The 20,396-nt window shown below is 68.9% G+C and carries 22 protein-coding genes and 1 pseudogene; 18 read left to right on the top strand and 5 right to left on the bottom strand.

Annotation, left to right across the window (positions count from 1 at the left end):
- Positions 1 to 21: 21 nt before the first annotated feature.
- A complete protein-coding gene (locus IE185_RS28685; protein WP_138894057.1) occupies positions 22 to 420 on the top strand; it encodes a hypothetical protein in 399 nt (132 codons plus the stop codon).
- Here IE185_RS28685 and IE185_RS28690 read toward each other — a convergent pair.
- Positions 402 to 851 (bottom strand): hypothetical protein, encoded by a 450-nt coding sequence (locus IE185_RS28690; RefSeq protein ID WP_138894058.1) that lies wholly within the window; start codon positions 849 to 851, stop codon positions 402 to 404. The genes IE185_RS28685 and IE185_RS28690 overlap by 19 nt on opposite strands.
- Positions 852 to 1,322: 471 nt before the next feature.
- Between IE185_RS28690 and IE185_RS28695 the strand changes: the two genes are divergently transcribed.
- A complete protein-coding gene (locus IE185_RS28695; RefSeq protein ID WP_138894059.1) occupies positions 1,323 to 1,616 on the top strand; it encodes a DUF4259 domain-containing protein in 294 nt (97 codons plus the stop codon).
- Positions 1,617 to 2,423: 807 nt separating this feature from the next.
- Here the strand turns inward: IE185_RS28695 and IE185_RS28700 are convergent.
- Together IE185_RS28700 and IE185_RS33365 are read right to left on the bottom strand one after the other, a co-directional pair.
- Positions 2,424 to 3,263: a hypothetical protein gene (locus IE185_RS28700; RefSeq protein WP_138894060.1), complete on the bottom strand. Its 840-nt coding sequence runs from the start codon at positions 3,261 to 3,263 to the stop codon at positions 2,424 to 2,426.
- On the bottom strand, positions 3,260 to 3,436 hold the full coding sequence (locus tag IE185_RS33365; RefSeq protein ID WP_211362547.1) for a hypothetical protein: 177 nt from the start codon (positions 3,434 to 3,436) through the stop codon (positions 3,260 to 3,262). The genes IE185_RS28700 and IE185_RS33365 overlap by 4 nt, the downstream gene beginning before the upstream one ends.
- A gap of 11 nt (positions 3,437 to 3,447) precedes the next feature.
- Here IE185_RS33365 and IE185_RS33370 point away from each other — a divergent pair, with 11 nt between their 5' ends.
- The 15 genes from IE185_RS33370 to IE185_RS28775 all read left to right on the top strand — a co-directional run bounded on the left by IE185_RS33370 (position 3,448) and on the right by IE185_RS28775 (position 17,668).
- Positions 3,448 to 3,642 carry a hypothetical protein gene (locus IE185_RS33370; RefSeq protein WP_211362548.1) on the top strand — a complete coding sequence of 65 codons (195 nt, stop codon included), beginning with the start codon at positions 3,448 to 3,450 and terminating at the stop codon, positions 3,640 to 3,642.
- A gap of 69 nt (positions 3,643 to 3,711) precedes the next feature.
- Complete coding sequence (locus IE185_RS28710) at positions 3,712 to 3,852, top strand: hypothetical protein (RefSeq protein ID WP_170198249.1); 141 nt, start codon at positions 3,712 to 3,714, stop codon at positions 3,850 to 3,852.
- Between the two features lie 655 nt (positions 3,853 to 4,507).
- Entirely contained in the window at positions 4,508 to 5,371 is an 864-nt protein-coding gene (locus IE185_RS28715; protein ID WP_308432831.1) for a lytic transglycosylase domain-containing protein, read from the top strand.
- 86 nt (positions 5,372 to 5,457) lie between these two features.
- Complete coding sequence (locus IE185_RS28720; protein WP_138894062.1) at positions 5,458 to 6,630, top strand: RNA polymerase sigma factor; 1,173 nt, start codon at positions 5,458 to 5,460, stop codon at positions 6,628 to 6,630.
- A gap of 98 nt (positions 6,631 to 6,728) precedes the next feature.
- Positions 6,729 to 7,778, top strand: coding sequence for an ATP-binding cassette domain-containing protein (locus tag IE185_RS28725; protein WP_229843751.1), 1,050 nt, complete (start codon positions 6,729 to 6,731; stop codon positions 7,776 to 7,778).
- On the top strand, positions 7,775 to 8,545 hold the full coding sequence (locus tag IE185_RS28730) for an MlaE family ABC transporter permease (protein ID WP_069925483.1): 771 nt from the start codon (positions 7,775 to 7,777) through the stop codon (positions 8,543 to 8,545). The genes IE185_RS28725 and IE185_RS28730 overlap by 4 nt, the downstream gene beginning before the upstream one ends.
- Positions 8,546 to 8,601: 56 nt before the next feature.
- Positions 8,602 to 9,366, top strand: coding sequence for an ABC transporter permease (locus IE185_RS28735; RefSeq protein WP_069930222.1), 765 nt, complete (start codon positions 8,602 to 8,604; stop codon positions 9,364 to 9,366).
- An 8-nt stretch (positions 9,367 to 9,374) separates the two neighbouring features.
- The gene (locus tag IE185_RS28740; protein ID WP_138895956.1) at positions 9,375 to 10,637 is read left to right on the top strand and encodes an MCE family protein; all 1,263 of its coding nucleotides are present in this window, start codon (positions 9,375 to 9,377) and stop codon (positions 10,635 to 10,637) included.
- Positions 10,634 to 11,671, top strand: a complete 1,038-nt coding sequence (locus IE185_RS28745; RefSeq protein WP_138895955.1) for an MCE family protein — start codon at positions 10,634 to 10,636, stop codon at positions 11,669 to 11,671. The genes IE185_RS28740 and IE185_RS28745 overlap by 4 nt, the downstream gene beginning before the upstream one ends.
- Complete coding sequence (locus IE185_RS28750; protein WP_138895954.1) at positions 11,668 to 12,651, top strand: MCE family protein; 984 nt, start codon at positions 11,668 to 11,670, stop codon at positions 12,649 to 12,651. The genes IE185_RS28745 and IE185_RS28750 overlap by 4 nt, the downstream gene beginning before the upstream one ends.
- An 11-nt stretch (positions 12,652 to 12,662) precedes the next feature.
- Positions 12,663 to 13,841 carry an MCE family protein gene (locus IE185_RS28755; RefSeq protein ID WP_138895953.1) on the top strand — a complete coding sequence of 393 codons (1,179 nt, stop codon included), beginning with the start codon at positions 12,663 to 12,665 and terminating at the stop codon, positions 13,839 to 13,841.
- Positions 13,838 to 15,154: an MCE family protein gene (locus tag IE185_RS28760; protein WP_138895952.1), complete on the top strand. Its 1,317-nt coding sequence runs from the start codon at positions 13,838 to 13,840 to the stop codon at positions 15,152 to 15,154. Before IE185_RS28755 ends, IE185_RS28760 begins: the two co-directional genes overlap by 4 nt.
- A complete protein-coding gene (locus IE185_RS28765; protein WP_138895951.1) occupies positions 15,151 to 16,416 on the top strand; it encodes an MCE family protein in 1,266 nt (421 codons plus the stop codon). The genes IE185_RS28760 and IE185_RS28765 overlap by 4 nt, the downstream gene beginning before the upstream one ends.
- Complete coding sequence (locus IE185_RS28770; RefSeq protein ID WP_138895950.1) at positions 16,413 to 16,928, top strand: Rv1363c family protein; 516 nt, start codon at positions 16,413 to 16,415, stop codon at positions 16,926 to 16,928. Before IE185_RS28765 ends, IE185_RS28770 begins: the two co-directional genes overlap by 4 nt.
- Before the next feature lie 77 nt (positions 16,929 to 17,005).
- The gene (locus tag IE185_RS28775; RefSeq protein ID WP_138895949.1) at positions 17,006 to 17,668 is read left to right on the top strand and encodes a hypothetical protein; all 663 of its coding nucleotides are present in this window, start codon (positions 17,006 to 17,008) and stop codon (positions 17,666 to 17,668) included.
- Between the two features lie 70 nt (positions 17,669 to 17,738).
- Here the strand turns inward: IE185_RS28775 and IE185_RS28780 are convergent.
- Positions 17,739 to 18,372 (bottom strand): annotated as a pseudogene (locus IE185_RS28780) (alpha/beta fold hydrolase); the annotation flags it as partial.
- On the opposite strand from IE185_RS28780, the gene IE185_RS28785 reads away from it, so the two are divergent.
- Entirely contained in the window at positions 18,332 to 18,718 is a 387-nt protein-coding gene (locus IE185_RS28785; RefSeq protein ID WP_189716294.1) for a hypothetical protein, read from the top strand. The pseudogene IE185_RS28780 and the gene IE185_RS28785 overlap by 41 nt on opposite strands.
- A gap of 212 nt (positions 18,719 to 18,930) precedes the next feature.
- On the opposite strand, the gene IE185_RS28790 is transcribed toward IE185_RS28785, so the two are convergent.
- The gene (locus IE185_RS28790) at positions 18,931 to 20,181 is read right to left on the bottom strand and encodes an IS701 family transposase (protein ID WP_138895948.1); all 1,251 of its coding nucleotides are present in this window, start codon (positions 20,179 to 20,181) and stop codon (positions 18,931 to 18,933) included.
- Positions 20,182 to 20,396: the final 215 nt, after the last annotated feature.

The following is a 20,396-nucleotide window of genomic DNA, read 5'->3' on the forward strand; positions in this document are numbered from 1 at the left end:
TTCGGTCTCTACAGTCGCCACATGGCCACCGAGGACGAGAGCCCAAGTCCGCCCGACATCACCGTGATGCTCAAAGAGCAAACCAGTGCCTGCAAGGGAGCACGCGACGCCATCGCCGCTGGCGGCGAAGTAGTGCTCTATGACGGACAGCCGCCACAGTGGATGGTCGTCGGCATCGCTGCGACAAGGCTGAAGCGGTCGTTGAAGGTCGGCCTGACGACCCTCGGCCTCGACGAGACCGTTGAGATCCTCCGCGCTCGGCACCGCGACGAGCAATTGCGTACCGGCAACATCGTCGCAGCAGACCGATCTTGGTTCTTCACCCTGTATTTCGACTCCACCGGGACCGAGCTCTTGGCATGCAGCGGCCTCGAGAACGAGCGTCCCTCGCAGGAGAATGGTCAGGAGCTCCAGCTGTAGAGGCCGCTACCCGTGTCCACCGCAGACGCCGCAAGCCGGGCAACTCCCTGCAGGACCGCCAGTAGATCATCGTCGGTCATGTCGTCCCCGTCCTCAGACCGGACCCGCGTGGTCCAGCGGCCTGCAAGCTCTTCCAGCTCGGCGGAGCTCGCGTTGGCCAGCGCGCCGGTCAACCGCTGCGGCAGAGCGAACACCTCAACGCCGTCGTTCAAGGGGGCAGTGACCCACTCCGGCCACGCCCACTCAAGGAGCTGCTCAACCGGCGGGGCCTCGGCCGAAGGCTCCTCGAAGTACATGTCCCATTCGGCGATGGCACTGTCCGGCTCAATGAAACGGCAGGTCACTGACTCAAAGGCCTCGCCAGCTCCCCGCAGGCGCGTCGCAGCAGCGGTCTCGTCGTCGGCGAGGAAGAACACTATGTCGTGGGCCATCTGAGCATGATGGCAGCCCGCCGAGCTGACACGTGTGACGGATATCGAGGCCAGGTGACATCTGTCTCGACCAGTCACATGCGGCTTGTGACTGGTCGCGATAGATGACACCAGTGGAGCCCGCCGAGCAGGCGCGATGCTCCCTTCCGGTCTCGATAGTTGGCATCGTTTGGTCATCGTTGTTGGCACCTGCTCGGGTTGGTCGGCCGACCTGTCACCGGCGTTGAGCTGTTTCCTCCAGCCAGGGGCCCTGCTCAGCTCGATGCGACTGAGCGCGATGGCGCGGGCCGCCCGGCCAAGTAGTTGACGAGATTCGGTGGTGTCGGCGATCAGCCGCCGTGGAGCCCCCACTCGTCGAGGCCGCCGTACCCGTGGGCTTCAAGGCATCGTGGGAGCGTCCAGGCCGACGGCCTCGCCTCGTCAGTGGCCTCTGTCAGGATGCCCCGGTCAACATCGTGATCAGGAGAGACCATGGGCACTTGGGACGTCGGCCCCTTCGACAACGACACCGCAGCGGACTTTGGCGGTGACCTTGATGAGGTAGCTGCAGGCGAACGTGAGGGCATCGTCCGCAGTGCTCTCACACGTGTGATCGACACCGCGGCTTACCTCGAAGCACCCGAATCCGAGGTAGCCGTAGCCGCGCTCGTCGCGGCGCAGTGCCCCGGGGGTGAGCCGGCCGATCCAACAGGGGCCAGCCCAGCAGGTCGAGGTCGGCGTCGTGGTCGGGTTTGGGGCTGGCCTCGCGGACCCGTTCGGGGGTGAAGCGGGTCAGCACGTCGTGGCGGATTGCCGCGAAGGCAGGCCCGTACCGCTGCCACCAGACCTGTTCGTCCATCCGCCGGCGCCGCTGGTCCATCGCGTCCAGCAGGGCAAGCAGACGGGGAAGGCGGTCGGGGGTGATGACGCAGTTCCCGCAGTGGAAGCAGTCCAGGAATGACGCGCGGCAGGCGCGGCCGGTCACCGGATGGTGCTCGGCGTCCCGGCAGCCGGACCAGGGGCCCTGCGCAGTGCCCGCAGGGGCGAGGACGCTGTCGGTGAGGACCTCGGGCCGGCCCGCGCGGTCGGCGAGACGACGGTGGGCTTCGAGAGCTGCCTGTTCGGCGTCCACGAGGGCGTCGGCCATCACCTCGTGCGCCCACTCCACAGTGGACGGGGCGTCGCGCAGGTAGTTCCGGAACAGCACCGGGACGGTGTTGCTCCGGGCCGCCGACGGCAGATGGCCGCCCATCTGCCGCGTGCGGCGGGTCTCCACGCTGGTGCGGATCCGGGTGAAGGTCACCACCATCGGCGCTCCGCCGTCATCTGTCAGGCCGTGTCGTGCGACCCAGGCGGTCTTCGCGATGTCGGCGGTCATCACGCTGCGGAACGGACTGCCGTGCTGGTCTCCGTAGGGCAGGCCCCGGAAGAACGACCAGAACCACTGCGGATCGGCGGCCCGGGCCCGGCTGGGCGCGATCAGGTCGTGCAGCAGCAGGTAGAGCCCGCCGGGGTGCCGCAGTTCCTGTCCCGGTGGGCCGATCTCCCAGAGCACCGACTCGTGCCAGCGCCGAGCTCCGCGCCGGCGCTTGGTCAGCACCACCTCGACCGCCTTCCCTCGATGACCTGGTGTTCGGCCGGGAGCTCCTTGATGGTCTCGATGTTGCGCCCGCTGACGGCAGCCATCAGCACGAACATCCCAGGCGGGTCGTCGCGCATGGGGAAGATCATCCGGCCCGCCGCCCGGGTCTCGCGCATTAGCCCCAGTCGGCCGCCCTCGGCCACGGTCCGCAGCCGCTCGGCATCCGGCCCGCCGTCCGGAGCGGCGAGCAGACCCCGCCCGTGTGTGATCCGCTCGCGCATCGTGGCCACGTCCGCACGGGCGGCGGCCACCAGGCGCCGCAGCTCGCCCTCCGAGTAGCCGGTCACATGCCGAGGCTGGCCCGGGATGCGCACCCGCAGGACGTCGAGTGCTTCGTTCGGCACCCGGCCGGTGGGCGGCATCAGCCGCAGTACGTCCGCGACGTGCTCGACGAACCGCCACGCGTACAGCTCCTGCATGGTCGCAGCGACGCTGTCGGCGAAGTACTCGGCGTGCTCCACCCGCATCTGCTCCGGGCGCCGCGGCACCTCGTCCACACCGGCGAGGGTGCGCAGAAACCGCTGCAGCGGATTCCACATCGCGAGGGCGGAGGAGGTGGTGCGCAGTCCTCCGCCGGGTCCGATCCGGGCGGCCACCGCGACCGCGAGGTCCTCATGCCAGCCGGGCAGCTCGCAGTGCGCGAAGTCGAAGGTGCGGCTCCGGCCGTCCTCGCCCTCGAAGTCCACGCATACGCTGCCGCCCGGGGAGCGGTAGACCGCCGAGCGGACCTCGTAGTCGCCGTTGGGCAGGGCCGCCCGGACCCCGGGGCGGGTGCTCCCGCGGGCGCTCACGCGACCGCCGCCGTCTCGTCGACCACGTCCACAGGCAAGTCCCAGCCGCCGGGAACCAGCGCCATCCTGGTCTCCATCTCCAGCTCCGCCAGAGTGTGCAGGTAGACGAGCGTGGTGACCACCGAACGATGTCCGAGCCGGCGCCGCACCCAGTCCAGCGGGTCACCGAACACCCTGGTGTGTAGTGCTCGCGCTGGCGCGGGTGCTGCTCGGCCAGAGCCGCCAGGTGCCCGCGCTGCAGCTGCTCCAGCGTCACCATGGCGAAGGTGTGCCGCAGCATGTGCGCGTGGCAGGCCAGCCGCACGCCTGCCGCCGTGCACGGCGGTTCGAGGCCGCGAACATCTCCTTCCGCCGCGAAGCCCATGGAGGTCTTGCCTGACGGGACCTATCTGACCGGATGAATCTCGCCGGGCAGCGGCGCTCCCATCCGGGCGGGGTGACTGTGAGGGTGATCGACTACCAGGTCGACGGCGGCGAGACAATCAGGCTGCTGACCGACCTGCTCGATCCCGAGGCCTGGCCCGCCGGGGAGCTGGCAGCCCTGTATTACGAGCGCTGGGAGGTCGAATCCGTAGGTGGCCTTGAGTGAAGGAGCGCGGCCTCTGGGGGGAGTGAGCACCGACCGAGCGGATCGAGGGCTTCGGTATGTCCGCCGGTGCGTCGGTAGTGGCATGCGCTCTGACCGTCATCGGCCTGGTGGCCGGTTTCTGGTGCGGGGCATCAGGTCGAAGCCGGGGAGGTGGGTGATGCGAACCCCGGAACGAGCGCCGTTGGGTGTCGTTGTGCTCAGTGGTCGACGCCAAACTTGGGCGATGTTCTTGGGCAGGCCCTCGGTGCTGTGGATGGCCCACGCGCCGCACAGGACGAACTGGGTGAACAGTGCGGTGGACTTCCGCGACGGACCGGCCGCTCCTCCCCGTAGAGACAGGTGACAGTGTCCGCGCCCTTTCGGTGCGGCAGCGGGATGAGGAGGAGCCTGACATATGGCTGGACGGATACGCAGAGGTGTGACGGGCACGGCGGCCGCGGCGGCGGCCATGGTGGCGCTGACCGGGTCGCAGGGGCCGGGTACCGCGGCGTGGGCCTCCGCCCCCGACGGGGCCGGCGCAGCACCACGCCTGGGTATTTCGGGAGATACGCACTATTACCGCGAGCTGCCCCCATTGGCGGTGCGCTACTTGTCCGGTTCATCCGCGCCTTCGTCCCCGGGAGCCGGCCCCGTCGTCACGGTCGGCCGAGCAGCGGTGCCCGGCACAGTCCTCGCCGCGTACCGGAAGGCGGAGTCGGCGCTCGCCCGGAGCGCGCCGGAATGCGATCTGCGCTGGCAGTTGCTCGCGGCGATCGGCCAAGTGGAGTCCGGTCAGGCGCGGGGCGGGCGGGTGGACGCGGCCGGTACGACGTACACGCCCATCATCGGACCGCAGCTGAACGGCCGCGGGTTCGCGGAGATCCGGGACACCGACGGCGGTGCGTACGACGGCGACAGCTCCTACGACCACGCCGTCGGCCCCATGCAGTTCATCCCGTCCACCTGGGCCAGGTGGGGCGCCGACGGCAACGGCGACGGCAGCGCGGACCCCCACAACGTCCACGACGCGGCGCTGGCGGCGGGCCGTTACCTGTGCGCGGGCGGTCGCAGCCTCTCGCGGTCACGAGACATCGACCGCGCGATCCTCTCCTACAACCACTCCCGGGAATACCTCCGTGTCGTCCTGTCCTGGTACGGCTACTTCAGGGACGGCCACCGCGTGGTGCCGGGCTTGAGCGGTACGGGTTCCGATCCCGATCCCGATCCCGCTTCCGGTTCCGGTTCCGGTTCGGGTTCCGGTACGAAGCCGGGCTCGTCCGGCACCGCGCGGACGGCCACTCCGCAGCCGCGTGCCGGGGCGGTCCCCTCCCGGCCGGCGTCCGCGCCGCCGTCGGCCTCGTCGAAGCCGGCTCCGAGGGCCACTCCGAGGCCCACCCCGAAGCCGTCACCGTCCGACAGCCCGGTCGGCGGGGTGGCGCCGGCGCCGCCTCCGGCCACCACTTCCGGCACCGGCATCGAGTTGCCGAGTGACGGTGTCCTCCCGGACGGTAACGGCGGGACGCTGGCCGGCAACGGTTAGGACTCACTCCGGCGTCACCTCTCCACATCTCCGGATACCGGGCGGTAACCTCCCGGCCATCAGGCGTGAGTGCGAGGAGGGGCTTCATGGCGACGGATACGCACCCAGCTCACCTGGCGCGACCCGGTGACGAAGGGACCCATCTGCGGTGGCAGCGCATGTGGGGCCATCGCGAGCAACTGCTCAAGGTGGCGCGTCGCCGGTCCATGAGTGCCGAGGACGCCGAAGACGCCGTACAAGAGGCGATGCTGCGCGGCGCGCAGAACGCGCACCTCGACGACGCGCGGATGGGCGCATGGCTGACGACGGTGACCATGCGCCTGTGCGTCGACCGGTACCGGCAGGTCCACCGGGAGGCCCAGGTGTCGGGCACGCGGACGCTCACCGCCCCCGCCCCCGTCCCCGTCGAGGAGACGGTGTGCGACCGGGCGGAGGCCAAGTGGCTGGCGAACCGGAGCAAGGAGCTGCCCGCCCGCCAGGCGGAGGCACTCCGGCTCAAGTCGGAGGACCGGGACGTCGGGCAGATCGCCCGGGAGATGGACCTCAGTTACGAAGCGGTCGAGTCACTGCTGGCCAGGGCCCGGCGTACGCTCCGCAAGTCGCTGGCCGCAACGCTGGCGCTCGGCCTGTGGCTGATCGGGCGCGGCCGGGACCAGGCCAGTCAGGCGGGCGGGCATGCCCCGGCGCTCGCCGCGGCGTCCGCGGCGGCGACGCTGGCCGTGGCGGGGCTGGTCGTGCCCTTCACGTACGAGTCGGGTCAGCAACGGCCCGCGTCGCAGCCCGGCACGTCGGAGGTGCGGGAGGAGGTGGACGCGGTCGGCTACGGAATTCCGGGTGCTTCGCCGGACTCCCCGGACTCTCCGGGATCTCCGGGCCCGTCGGTTCGCTCCGGAGCCGCAGGCTCTCGCCCCCCCGGCGGGGAGGCGTCACCGACCGCGCTGCCGACGGGGTCGGCCGAGGTTCCCCTGCCAGGGGTTCGGGCGCCGGAGGTGACACTGCCGGAGGTGCCGACCCCGCTCCCGGAGGCTCCGGACGCTCCCCAACTGCCCGCCGCGCCGTCGCTGCCGGAGACCACTGCCGTACCGGACGTTGTCGCGCCCGTCTCCACCACCGTTCCCGCGCCCGTCTCAGCCCCACTCCCCGCGGACGCCCCCGCGGATGTACCTGCCGACGTGCCGGCCGGAGCGCCGAGCGGCGTCTCGGCCGACGTGTCGGCCGGCACGGCGGACGAGGCTCCGCACACCGGCGTACGCCGCTGATTTCCGCCCGGTAAAAATCTTCGTTTCTCCGCGACGGACCCGCCGCCCTTCCCCGTAGAGCAGATGTCAGAGCTGCTCCCCGCTGAAGGGTGAACCGGATGGGCGTCGAGATCTGCGTGGAAGGGTTGACGAAATCCTTCGGCCACCAGGTCATCTGGCAGGACGTGTCGTTGACACTGCCCGCCGGTGAGGTATCCGTCATGCTCGGCCCCTCGGGTACGGGAAAGTCGGTGTTCCTCAAGACGCTCGTGGGACTGCTCAAGCCGGAGCGGGGATCGATCAAGATCGCCGGACAGGACATCACCAAGCTCCGCGAGCGCGATCTGTACGAGGTGCGCAAGCTCTTCGGGGTCCTGTTTCAGGACGGCGCGCTCTTCGGATCGATGAGTCTGTACGACAACATCGCCTTCCCGCTGCGCGAGCACACCCGCAAGCCGGAGAGCGAGGTCAGACGGATCGTCCTGGAAAAGATGGACATGGTCGGTCTGATCGGCGCCGAGGACAAACTGCCCGGCGAGATATCCGGCGGTATGCGAAAGCGGGCGGGACTGGCGCGGGCGCTGGTGCTCGACCCGGAGATCATCCTGTTCGACGAGCCGGACTCCGGGCTCGACCCGGTGCGAGTGGCCTATCTCAACCAGCTGATCGTCGACCTGAACGCGCAGATCGACGCGACCTTCCTCATCGTCACCCACGACATCGCCTCGGCCCGCCTGGTCCCCGACAACATCGGGCTGCTCTTCCGGCGCGAGCTGGTGATGTTCGGCCCTCGCGAGGACTTGCTCACCAGCGACGAGCCGGTCGTACGCCAGTTCCTCAACGGCCGTATGCAGGGACCGATCGGCATGGCGGAGGAGAAGGACGCCGCCCAGGTCGAGCAGGAGCTCGCCGATCTCGGCAACGGCGCCGGACAGAACGCCGGCGAAGAGTCCACGACGGCCATGACCCCGCGCCTGCTGCCCAGCCCCGGAGTCACCCGCCCGCCCCGCTGGCAGGCGATCGCCGAACGCGAGGTGGAGACGCGCCGAAAGGCGGAGCCACATGGCGAGGGGGAGCCACCCGACCAGGCGGAGCCACCCCAGAAAACGGAGCCACAAGGTGAGGCGGAGTCGCCCCGGAAGAAGGGAGAGGAGGTGGCGGACGCGTGAGTCTGTCCCCCACGGGAGCCCTGAAACACTCCGGCAGCCTCTTCGCCATGGCCCTGGACGTCCTCAGGACCCTCCCTCGACGCCCCTTCCAGCTGCGGGAGTTCATCCAGCAGGCCTGGTTCATCGCCAGTGTCACCATCCTCCCCACCGCCCTCGTCTCCATCCCCTTCGGCGCCGTCATCGCGCTCCAGATCGGCAGCCTGACCCGGCAGCTCGGCGCTCAGTCGTTCTCCGGCGCCGCCTCGGTGCTCGCCGTGCTGCGCGAAGCCTCACCCATCGTCACGGCGCTGCTCATCGCCGGCGCCGGCGGCACCGCGATCTGCGCGGACCTCGGGGCACGCAAGATCCGCGAGGAGATCGACGCGATGCAGGTGCTCGGCATCGACCCGATCCACCGGCTGGTCGTCCCCCGGGTGCTGGCCACGATGCTGGTGGCGGTCCTGCTCAACGGCCTGGTCTCCGTCGTCGGAGTGGCCGGTGGCTACTTCTTCAACGTCGTCATGCAAAACGGCACCCCCGGCGCCTACCTGGCCTCCTTCACCACCCTCGCCCAGCTCTCCGATCTGTGGGCGGCCGAGCTGAAGGCCCTCGTCTTCGGCGCCATCGCCGCGATCGTCGCCTCGTACAAGGGCCTCAACGCCCAGGGCGGGCCGAAGGGCGTCGGTGACGCCGTGAACCAGTCCGTCGTCATCACCTTCATGTTGCTGTTCGTGACGAATTTCGTGATGACCGCCGTGTACTTCCAACTCGTCCCGCAGAGAGGTTAGTTGTGCCACGACTTCTCGACCGCCCGCTCCGCTCCCTGGAGGAGCTGGGTACGCAGATGGTCTTCTACGGGCGGTCCCTCGCCTGGACCGGCCGCACCCTGCGCCGCTACAAGAAGGAAGTGCTGCGCCTGCTCGCCGAGGTGAGCTTCGGCCGTGGCGCGCTCGCGGTCGTGGGAGGCACGGTCGGCGTCATCGCCTTCCTCTCCTTCTTCACCGGCACCGAGGTCGGCCTCCAGGGGTATGCCGCCCTCAACCAGCTCGGCACGTCCAACTTCGTGGCGTTCCTCTCCGCGTACTTCAACACCCGCGAGATCGCCCCTCTGGTGGCCGGACTCGCGCTGTCCGCGACGGTCGGCGCCGGCTTCACCGCCCAGCTCGGCGCGATGCGCATCAGCGAGGAGACCGACGCGCTGGAGGTGATGGGCGTACCGTCGCTGCCGTTCCTGGTCACCACGCGGATGATCGCCGGCTTCGTGGCCGTGATCCCGCTGTACGTCGTCGGCCTGCTGTCCTCCTACTTCGCCGCCCGCACCATCACCACCGGCTACTACGGACAGTCCACCGGAACGTACGACCACTACTTCCAGCAGTACCTGCCACCGGTCGACGTGCTCTGGTCCTTCGGCAAGGTGATCGTCTTCGCCGTCGTGATCATCCTGGTGCACTGCTACTACGGCTATTACGCGAGTGGCGGCCCGGCCGGTGTCGGTGTCGCGGTCGGACGCGGCGTACGGACGTCGATCGTGGCCATCAACATCCTCGACTTCTTCCTCAGCCTGGCCATCTGGGGCGCCAACACGACCGTACGGATAGCGGGGTAGGCAGGCCGATGCGCATACGAACAGCAAAACCCGCGCTTGCCCGGGTCACCCGGCTGCGGCTGTACGGGATCGTGTTCATCGCGGTCATCGCCCTGTTGCTGTCCCTCACAGTCGCCGTCTACCAGCAGGTCTTCACCTCGGTCGTACGCATCACCCTGGAGGCCGACACCCTGGGCAACCAGCTGGAGCCACGCGCGGACGTCAAACTGCGCGGCCTGCTGGTCGGCGAGGTTCGCGAGGTGCGGGCCGACGGCGAGAAGGCGACCCTCGGCATCGCGCTGAAACCGGAGCACGTCCGCCTCATCCCGGTCGACGTCCACGCGCGGCTGCTGCCCAAGACGCTGTTCGGTGAGAAGTACGTCGACCTGGTGGACCCGGGGAACTCCTCGGCGCGGCACATCCGCGCCGGTGACGTCATCACCCAGGACCGCACCACGGTCGGCATCGAACTCCAGCAGCTGATGAACGACCTGCTGCCGCTGCTGCGCACCGTCCAGCCAGCCAAGCTGAACGCCACCCTGTCCGCCTTCTCCACCGCCCTCGAAGGGCGCGGCGACAAGATCGGTGACAACCTCGTCCGCCTGGAGGACTACCTGCACCGGCTCAATCCGCACATGCCCTCCCTCAAGAAGGACATCTCCCGGTTCGCCGATGTGGCCGAGGTGTACGGCGAAGCCGCCCCCGACCTGCTGCGCGTGCTGCGCAACACCCTCACCACCAGCCGGACGCTCGTCGAACAGGAGGACCAGCTCGCGTCCGTCCTCACCTGGACCGCCACCGCCGCGAACACCACCGAAGGCGTACTCGACGAGAACTCAGCCCGGCTCATCACCCTGGGCCGCGTCTCCCGTCCCACGCTGGCCCTGTTCGCCCGCTACTCACCGGAGTACCCGTGCCTGCTGGCCGGGCTGGTGCGGCAGGAGAAAGCCTCCGAACAGGCTTTCAGCGGCGGAAAGATGCGCATCACCCTCGAATTCGTCCCCCAACGTCCCTCCTACCGACCCGGCGAGGAACCGCGCTATGCCGACCGCTCCGGCCCGAACTGCCGAGGGCTGCCCCACCCTCGTGTCCCCGCACCACCGACCAAGCTCAACGACGGTACGTCGGCGTCGCCGAGCCCTGGCGGCGCCGTGTCCGGCACGCCGGCCGAACAGAACGCCGTCGCCTCGCTCGTGGCCCCGGCCATGGGCGTGCCCGCCGACGAGGTGCCGGCGGTCACGACGCTGCTCTTCGGCCCGATGGCACGGGGAACGGCGGTGAGCGTCGCATGAGCCGTACGAACGCGAGAACGACAGCCCCCCAGCTGATCAAGCTGGGCGTCTTCGCGGTGGTGACGGTGACGGCGACCGCCGTGCTCGCGGCCACCATCGTCAATCTCTCCTTCACCCCCAAGGAGGCGTACACCGCAGTATTCAGCGACGTCACGAGCCTGGAGGAGGGCGACGACATCCGTGTCGCCGGGGTGCGTGTCGGTGAGGTCGAAAGCATCGACATCATGGACCGGACGCTGGCCGAGGTCACCTTCACCGTCTCCCGCGACCGGCCGCTGCTGACCAGTACCCGTGCCGCCATCCGCTACCGGAGCCTGATCGGGCAGCGGTACATCGCGCTGATGGAGGGCGCGGGGGACGCGACGCCGCTGAGTCCCGGCGGGCGGATCCCGCTCTCCCGTACCGAGCCCGCCCTCGATCTCAACGCGCTGTTGAACGGCTTCAAGCCGCTGTTCGCCGCGCTGAGCCCCAAGGACGTGAACCAGCTCGCGACCGAGATCGTGAAGACCCTCCAGGGCGAGGGCGGTACGGTACGCAGCCTGCTAGCGCACACCGCCTCGCTCACCACGACGCTCGCCGAACGCGACAAGCTGATCGGCTCGGTGATCGACAACCTCAACAAGGTGCTGAAGACGGTGGACCGGCGCAGCACCCGCTTCTCCGACCTCATCTCGCAGCTGCAACGGGTCATCTCCGGGCTGTCGGCCGACCGTAAGCCCATCGGTGAGTCGCTGGCCGGCATCAACGGCCTCGCGGAGGCCACTTCGGGCCTCCTCAAGGACGCCCGCCCGCCGCTGAAGACCGACATCGCGGAGCTCTCCGAGCTCACCGGAACGCTGAACGACCACGAGAAGACGGTGGAGGGCGTGCTCCAGCGGCTGCCGAAGAAGCTCAACAAGCTGACCGGCACCGCTTCGTACGGCTCCTGGTTCAACTTCTACCTCTGCGACTTCGACGGCCGGATCGTGCTGCCGAAGACCGCGGAAGTCCTTACGCCGGAACTCCATGTCGCGCGAGCGAGGTGCGGCCGTTGATTCCCTTCCGTGAACGCAACCCCGTGGTGATCGGCGCCGTCGGCCTCACCACCATCGCCCTGCTGATCACCACCGCGTTCCATGTCCAGGACCTGCCGCTGATCGGCAGTGGCGAGACCTACAGCGCGGCATTCTCCGAGGCCGGCGGGCTCAAGCCGGGCGACGAGGTACGGATCGCCGGCGTCAAGGTCGGCAAGGTCGACGACGTCGGACTGGACGACGGCCACGTCAAGGTCACCTTCCGGGTGAAGGGAGACCCGGAGTTCGGAACGCGGACCGGGGCGTCCATCCGCGTCAAGACGATCCTGGGCGCGAAGTACCTCGCGCTGGAGCCGAAGGGCTCCGGGCTGCTGGAGCCGGGCAGCGAGATCCCGCTGAGCCGCACGGTCGCGGCGTACGACGTGGTGGAGGCGTTCAGTGACTTGACGACCACCACCGAGAAGGTCGACAAGAAGCAGCTGGCCACCGCCCTCGACACCCTCTCCGCGACCTTCGAGGACGCACCCGACGAGGTCAAAGCCTCCATCGAGGGACTGTCGAAGATCTCCCGGACCGTGTCGTCCCGCGACCAGGCCCTGCGCGAACTCCTCGGCCACGCCAACGGCGTCACCGGTGTGCTCGCCAAGCGGAAGGGCGAGTTCAGCAAGCTGGTCAAGGACGGCGACAAGCTGTTCGAGGAGATCCACAGGCGGCGCGAGGTCATCCACGCCCTGCTCAAGAGCTCCGTCGCGCTGAGCATGCAGCTGTCCGGCCTGGTCAAGGACAACCGCGAGGCGATCGGCCCCGCCCTCACCCGCCTGAACACCGTGGTGCGGATGCTGGAGCGCAACCAGGCCAGCCTCGACCGCAGCGTCAAGCTGCTGGCGCCCTACACCCGGGTCTTCACCAACACCCTCGGCAACGGCCGCTGGTTCGACAGCTACATCGAGAACCTCGTCGTTCCCACACCGGTGACCCCACGGACCGGAGGGTCACGATGAAGATCAAAACCATGAGGTTCAAGACGGTCGACCGGCGGCTCGTACGGCGCATCGCGCTCGCCACCGTGCTCGTGGTCACCGCCGTCATGGCCTTCGCCCACTTCTCCGAGTCGCCGGTGGTCCGGGTGACGGCGTACTTCCCCCGTACGGTCGGCATCTACCCGGGGTCCGACGTGCGCGTACTCGGCGTCCGGATCGGCGAGGTCAAGACGATCACGCCGCAGGGCGGCCGGGTGCGCGTCGAGCTGGAGTACGCCGCCGAGTACAAGGTCCCGGCGGACGCCAAGGCGGCGATCATCAACTCCTCTGTGGTCAGCGACCGTTACCTCCAGCTGCTCCCCGCCTACCGCTCCGGCCCGGCGATGAAGAGCGACGACGTCATCCCCGAGAGACGCACGGCCGTGCCGGTCGAGCTAGACCGCGTCTTCGACAGCCTGCGTACGACCGGGGAGGCGCTCGGTCCGCGGGGTGCCAACAAGGACGGATCGCTTTCCCGGCTCCTGGCGGTCAGCGCCGACAACCTCCAGGGGCAGGGCGGAAAGCTGCACCGGACGGTCGAGGACCTCTCGCAGGCCGTCACCACCCTGTCCGGCGGCCGGAAGGACCTGTTCGGGACGGTGGAGAACCTTCAGGAGTTCACGGCTGTGCTGGCGGCCGACGACTCCAGCGTACGGGGGTTCAACCACAGCCTCGCCAAGGTCGCCGACCAGCTGGCCGGCGAGCGCAAGGACCTCGCCGCGGCGATCAAGCACCTTGCGGCCGCACTCGCCGATGTGACGGAGTTCGTGAAGAACAACAAGAAGGCGCTGACCGCGAATGTGAAGGGTCTCAGCAAGGTGACCAGTGTCCTGGTCACGCAGCGCGCGGCACTTGAGGAGCTGCTCGAAGTGGCGCCGGCCGGCCTGTCCAACCTCCAGAACGCCTACAACCCCGAATCCGGCACCCTCGACACCCGGAACAACGCCGAACAGCTCCACCAGGACCCGGCCTCTCTGTTGTGCTCCCTGCTGAAGACGACGGGGGAGACGGCCGGGAAGACGGCCGACTGCCGTGACCTGAAGAAGCTGTTCGGCTCGCTGCCCGAGCTGCCGGAGGCCGACGCGGTCACGGGGGCGGTCCCGACGGGTTCGGCCGGTTCGGCCGGTTCGACGGACAAGACGCTCGGCGGAATCCTGGAGGCCCGTACATGAGAGCTGTCAGAGCCCCGCAGAAAGCGGCCCTGTGGGCGTCCGCCGGTTCACTGCTCCTCACCGGCTGCGAATTCAACGGGCTGTACGACGTCCCCCTGCCGGGCGGCGCCGCCGCCGACGGCAACAGCTACCGGGTCACGGTCGAGTTCCGCGACGTCCTCGACCTCGTCCCGCAGTCCACGGTGAAGGTCAACAACGTCACCGTCGGCGCCGTCGAGAAGGTGGAACTGGACGGCTGGCACGCACGGGTGCGGCTGCGCGTCGACGATTCCGTCAAGCTCCCCGGCAACGCGGTCGCCGGCCTGCGGCAGACCAGCATGCTCGGTGAGAAGTACGTCGCGCTGTCGGCGCCGACGGACACCGAACCGGTGGGCACGCTCACCGACGGCGCGAAGATCCCGCTGTCCCGCAGCGGCCGCAACCCGGAGATCGAGGAAGTGCTGTCGGCCCTGTCGGCGCTGCTCAACGGCGGCGGGGTCGCTCAGCTCAAGACCATCACGGTGGAGCTGAACAAGGCCCTGGACGGCCGTGAGGACCGGGTCAAGTCCCTGCTCGCGGAGCTGAACACCTTTGTCGGTGGCCTCGACAAGCAGAAGAAGGAGATCGTCCGAGCGCTGGAGGGCATCGACAAACTCTCCAAGACCCTGGCCAAGGAGAAGAAGACGATCGGCCGGGCCATCACCACCATGCCGCCCGCGCTGAAGGTCCTGGCCGACCAGCGGGCCAAGCTCACCCGGATGCTCACTTCGCTGTCGAAGCTGGGCAGGACAGGCACCCAGGTGATCAACGCGTCACGGGACGACACGATCGCCAACCTCCGCCGGCTCCAGCCGATCCTCCAGCAGCTGAACAAGGCGGGCGCCGATCTCCCCAACGCCCTGGAGCTGCTGACGACGTATCCGTTCCCCCGCAACGTGGTGGACGCGATCCAGGGTGACTACGTCAACCTCAAGGTCACCGCCGATCTCGACCTGGCGAGCATGTACGGCAATCTCGCCGACGACCCGAAGAAGCCAGGCCCTCCGGCGAAGCCCGAGCTGCCCGGGGTGCCCACGCCGGAACTGCCCGAGGTGCCCCGACTCCCCGACACCCCCCGGCTGCCGGACACACCGGAACTGCCGGAGTCACCTTCCGCCCCGCCGGTACCTCCGGCCCCTTCGGGTCCGCCGCCGGGGCCAGGGGGCGGTGACCTGGGCTGCCTGCCGCTGTGCACCGGCACTCACGCTTCGTACGCCGTGAATTCCGGCGAGGGTTTTCCGCGCGGTGTCGACGCGGCCCTCGCGGAGCTGCTGATGAAGGGGATGATGCCGTGATCACCCGCATGGTGAGGCTCCAGCTGCTCGCCTTCGCGATCGTCACCGCGCTCGGGGTGTCGTACGTCGGCGTCCAGTACACGGGCCTGGTGGACCGAATTCTGGACCGGGGCTACACCGTAAGTGCCGAGTTCGCCGACTCCGGAGGTATTTACTCCGGCGCCGAGGTCACCTACCGCGGCGTGCCCGTGGGCCGCGTCGGCGAGCTGCGGCTGACCGGGGCCGGCGGCGTATCGGTGGCGCTGGACCTGAAGGACTCCCCGAGCATCCCGGCGGACAGCCTGGCCGTGGTGGCGAACCGCTCGGCCGTCGGCGAGCAGTACGTCGACCTGCAACCGCGCTCCGGTGACGGGCCCGGCCTGCGGGACGGCAGCCGCATCCCACTGCGGAACACGCGCATACCCGTACCCACCACCGAGCTGATCCTCAGCCTGGACCGGCTGGTCACCTCGGTGGACAAGCAGGACCTGCGGATCACGGTCGACGAACTCGGCAAGGCTTTCGCCGGCACCGGCCCGCATCTGAGCCGGCTGGTGGACTCGGGCAACGCCCTGATCGAGTCGGCCTCCGATTCGCTGCCCCAGACGATCGCGCTGATCGAGGACTCCCGGAAGGTACTGAAGACACAGGCCGACCAGGGCTCGGCCATCAAGTCCTTCTCCCGCGACCTGGCCTCACTCACCGGGCAGTTGAAGTCGAGCGACGGGGACATCCGCGCCCTGATGGACAGCGGCACCACGGCCTCCCGCCAGGTCGACGAACTCCTGAAGGACAACCGGACCCACCTCCCGGTGCTTCTGGGCAACCTGATCAGCGGCGGTCAGGTCACCGTCGCCCGCCTGCCGGGTGTGGAACAGGCGCTGGTCACCTTCCCCGTGGTGGTCTCCGGCAGCTACACGGTCATCCCCGGCGACGGCACCACCCACTTCGGCATGGTCGTCAACGCCGACGACCCGCCGCCCTGCCGTCAGGGCTACGACACCCGGCGCCGCGACCCCTCCGACACCACGGACCGCCCGGCCAACACCGGCGCCCGGTGCACGGCCCCGCGCGGTGGCGACACCTCGGTCCGGGGAGCGCAGAACGCCCCGGGTCCGGGCGGGGCTTCGGGCCGGGCGTCGCACGTAGCCGCCGACGACCCCGGGACGGGCACCGCTACCGGGCCCGACGGAACGCCCGTACAGATCGGCTCCACGGGCGGAGCACAGAGCCTCTTCGGAAAGGACTCCTGGCAATGGCTGCTGGTGGGACCCATGGCATGACCCGTGTACTCCTGACGCGCGCGGTACGGCCGCTGCGGCACCCGCGAGCCGTGGCGGTACTGGCCGCCATGGCCGCCGTACTGACGGTCTCGTCCGGGTGGCTGAGCCACCAGGTGTACGAGCGCCACACGACGGAGCGGCGGCACCAGGACATCCTGGCCGCCGCCCGCCAGTCGGCACTCAACTTCACCTCGCTCGACTACCGGCGCTACGACCGGGACAGCGAGACCGTCCTGAAGGGCGCGACGGGGGACTTCGAGAAGCAGTTCTCGGCCCAGACCGAGAAGCTGACGAAGATCGTCACCGACAACAAGTCGGTTTCCGAGGGGCAGGTCCTCGAGGCCGGCATCGCGAGCGCGGACGAGCGTACCGCCCGCGTCCTGGTGGTGGCCGACAGCAAGGTCACCAACGTCGCCGCTCCGCAGGGCACTTCACGCAACTACCGCCTTCAGCTGGACCTGGTCTTCGAAGGGGGACGGTGGCTGACGTCGAACGTCGAATTCGTCGGCTGAAGCCCCACCCCCCATCCCATCCCGCAGCACTCCAGCACTCCAGCACTTCGCCTTGTCCCACCCGTGAGGAGAACACCGTGGCGAACCAGACCCTCCGAGGCCGCGGCGGCGCCGGCACCCCCCGGCAGCATTCCGTAGCAGCGGCCACCCGCGCCGCCGCCAAACGCGCCGAGAGAATACGACGCCCGACCGAGCCGGCCCCCGAGCCGCCGACCGGGCAGGCGGCCGAGCCCACGCGCAGCCGCCCCGGCCTGCCGACGGCGGGGCTCGCCGTCCTCATCCTCCTCGGCCTGGTCGCCACAGCGGCGCTCGGACTGCGGTACCAGGAGGCCGGGCGCACGACCGAGGCCCGCACGGCCGCGCTCGCGGCGGCCCGCAAGGCGGCACCGGTCATCCTGTCGTACGACTACCGCCACTTGGACCGCGACTTCCGTACGGCCCGCGCCCACCTCACCACCCCGTTTCTCGACCAGTACGGCAAGACCACCAAGGCCGTTGTCGCGCCGACAGCCAAGAAGTACCGCGGAGTCGTCAAGGCCACGGTTGCCAAGCCCACGGGCGGCGCCCCGGCGGCCTCGGTGGTGTCGGCCGGCCCGGACAAGGCCGTCGTCCTGATCTTCATGAACCAGGTCACGACCAGCACTCAGGTCGCGGACCGGCGCCTCGACCTCAACCGCGTCCGGATGACCCTCGTGCGCACTGAGCACGGCTGGAAGGTCAAGGCGGTGGACGCGCTGTAGCGAGCGAGCGAGCGAGGGCGGGGCGACCCCGACACATTTCCGCGTGTGGACCGTCAGAGGTGGTGTGCGGTCAGGCCGGACCGGTACCCGCGGTGGTCGCTGCCGGGGAGCGCCGTATGGGCAGCAGTGTGGAAATTGGATCATTGGCGAGGAAGTCGAGGATGAGCCGGTTGACCTCCCCGGGTTCCTCCAGCGGCAGCGCGTGCGACGTTCCCGGCACGACGGCCAGCTCGGATGTGGGAATCGCGCGGTACAGGGCAATGGTGTGCTCGAACGATCAGGTCGTCGTCCCCGACGAGGACGAGCGTGGGCCGACTGATGCGAGCCAGGTCCTCGGTGGGAATAGTGGGCCCAGTTCGGTACATGTCGGCCAGCTTGCCCACGACGACCGGCCAGTGGGCGGCGCCGTCGGGTGACACGGCTTCGTACGCCTGACGGAACGTGGCCAGGTCGGGGGCGTCGGGCGTCATCTGTTCGAGCATCTCCGGCGCCACGACACTCTGCGGACCGGGGAGGAAGTTGGCGCCCATGGCCACCACCTTCCGGACCAGGTCGGGACGGGCGATGGCGACGAGCAGGGCGACGACCCCTCCGTCGCTCCATCCGACGAGGTGAGCGGGAGCGTTGACGAGCGACTCCATGAAGGCGATGGTGTCGTCGGCCATGTCCTGGTACGAAAGCGGCCCTTCGACGTCGGGCGTGTGCAATGGCGGCCTTGACGTACAGATGGTCGGCACTGCTGGCCCCGCGGGCACGACGCCCGCATTCGGGCAAGAGCCCATGAGGGTCGGGGAAGTGAGCGAAGTGGCTCACGCGGTTGCTGCACCGCTTCGTCGTCAGTTGACCGCCGCATCCACCCAGCAGGACACCACACCAGAACGACTCACCGTGGTACTCCTCACGGAAGAAGTCGAGATCGACCGGATCGGTCGGACAGAGCAACGGCTCGTCAGACTCCGGGCCGCCTTGCACCGCCGTTTGGATCTGCCGGTTGTCAAAGCCCATCGCCAGCCCCTTGCCAGCAATCCTCGCAACTGCCCCCATGCCTAACGGCCTTCCTGCAACGGTCGGGACCTGAGATCTAGTACTCCAGCAGGACTTTGGTGTCTGACCTGCGGGTTTCGCTGGGCGGCTGGAGTGTAGCGGGCCGCGGAGTGGTCAGGGGTGGCCTTCGGCAGCCAGCCCTTCGATCGAGCGACAGCGTCGCTGGTAGTGGCAGCGGCGGGCGACCGCTTGTCGTCGTCGGCGCCAGTTCGACCAGCTCAGCGCGTGGTGTCGTCCTCGGCGGCCACGTAGGTGCGGAGGCCGGGGACGACAAGCTGCCAGGAGTCGCCGAATTTCCGCCACTGTGAGCTCGATGGTCTCGGCTGTCCCACTGGTGCCGCCCCCTTTTCCCGGACCTGGTGCGCGGTGGCGGCCAGGAAGGCGTGCGCGAGCATGGCGAGGGTGATGTGCCGGTACCAGCCCACGTAGCGGCGGACTTCGTACTGGTCCAGGCCGCACTCGTTCTTCGCGGCCTGGAAGCACTCCTCGATTGCCCAGCGCGTCCCGGCGATCCGCACCAGCTCCTGAACGGTGGTCTCCAAAGGGGCGTATGCGAGGGAGTAGGCGATCTCGTCGGGCTTGCGGATGCTGCGGCGGGCCAGTGCCCACCTCATCCGGTGGGGGACCTCGCCCTGGTAGTCGAACTCGGCGACGACCGGCAGTCGCACCGCGGCCCAGTGGTAGAAGCGAGGGCCTTTCGCGCCGTCACCGCACGAGATTTTCTCCCATGCCTCGTCCGGAGCCTGCGCGAACAGGCCGTCGATGCGGGGGCAGCCCACGGTGAACTGGGACTTCGGCACGGCCAGAACGTAGCCGACGCCCGACTGTTCCAGCAGCCGGCGGAAGCGGCTCTCCTGTCCGTAGGCGGAGTCCGCGGTGACCCAGGAGATGGGCAGCTGCGAGGCGAGGGACCGCAGCACGATACGTCGGGCCAGTTCGCCCTTGGTGGCGAACTGTCGTTCCTCGGGAACGCGGGCCGCACGGCAGCGTGTTCGGTCCTCGGTCCAGCTCTTGGGCAGATAGAGCTCGCGGTCGACCAGAGCACGGCCCCGGGCGGTGGCATAGGCGGCGAAGACACCGATCTGACAATTCTCGGTGCGGCCTGCAGTTCCGGAATATTGGCGCTGGACCCCGGCGGACGTGGTGCCCTTCTTGATGAACCCAGTGTCGTCGATGATGAGGACACCATTGTTCTCGCCGAGCCTGTCCGCGACGTATTCCTGCAGATCATCGCGGATGTCATCGGGGTTCCACTTCGCTCCGGCGAGCAGGTGCTGCAGACCGTCGGGCGTTGCGTGGCCTGCCTGCTCAGCCAGTTGCCAGCTGTTCTTCCGGGCCACTGGTGCGAGAAGGCCGCGCACGTAGTCACGCATGCGACGGCGAAGTTCCACTCGGCCGAAGCGGTGGCCGATGTTCACGAAGAGGTCGTCCAGTTCCAGGTTCCACTGCTCGTCAACACGCACGCTCATCACGTGGGGAGACTGCCCCGCCGCTGCCACTACCTGCGGCGCTGTCGCACGATCGAGGGGCTGCCTGCCGAAGGCCACCCCTGACCACTCCACGGTCCGCTACACTCCAGCCGCCCAGCGAAACCCGCAGGTCAGACACCAAAGTCCTGCTGGAGTACTAATACTGCAACGGTCTTTGCCGTGACGGTTGGGCAGGTCGGTCGTTGGTTTGTTCA

It is taken from the genome of Streptomyces chryseus (assembly GCF_014650755.1).
Taxonomy (GTDB): domain Bacteria; phylum Actinomycetota; class Actinomycetes; order Streptomycetales; family Streptomycetaceae; genus Streptomyces; species Streptomyces chryseus.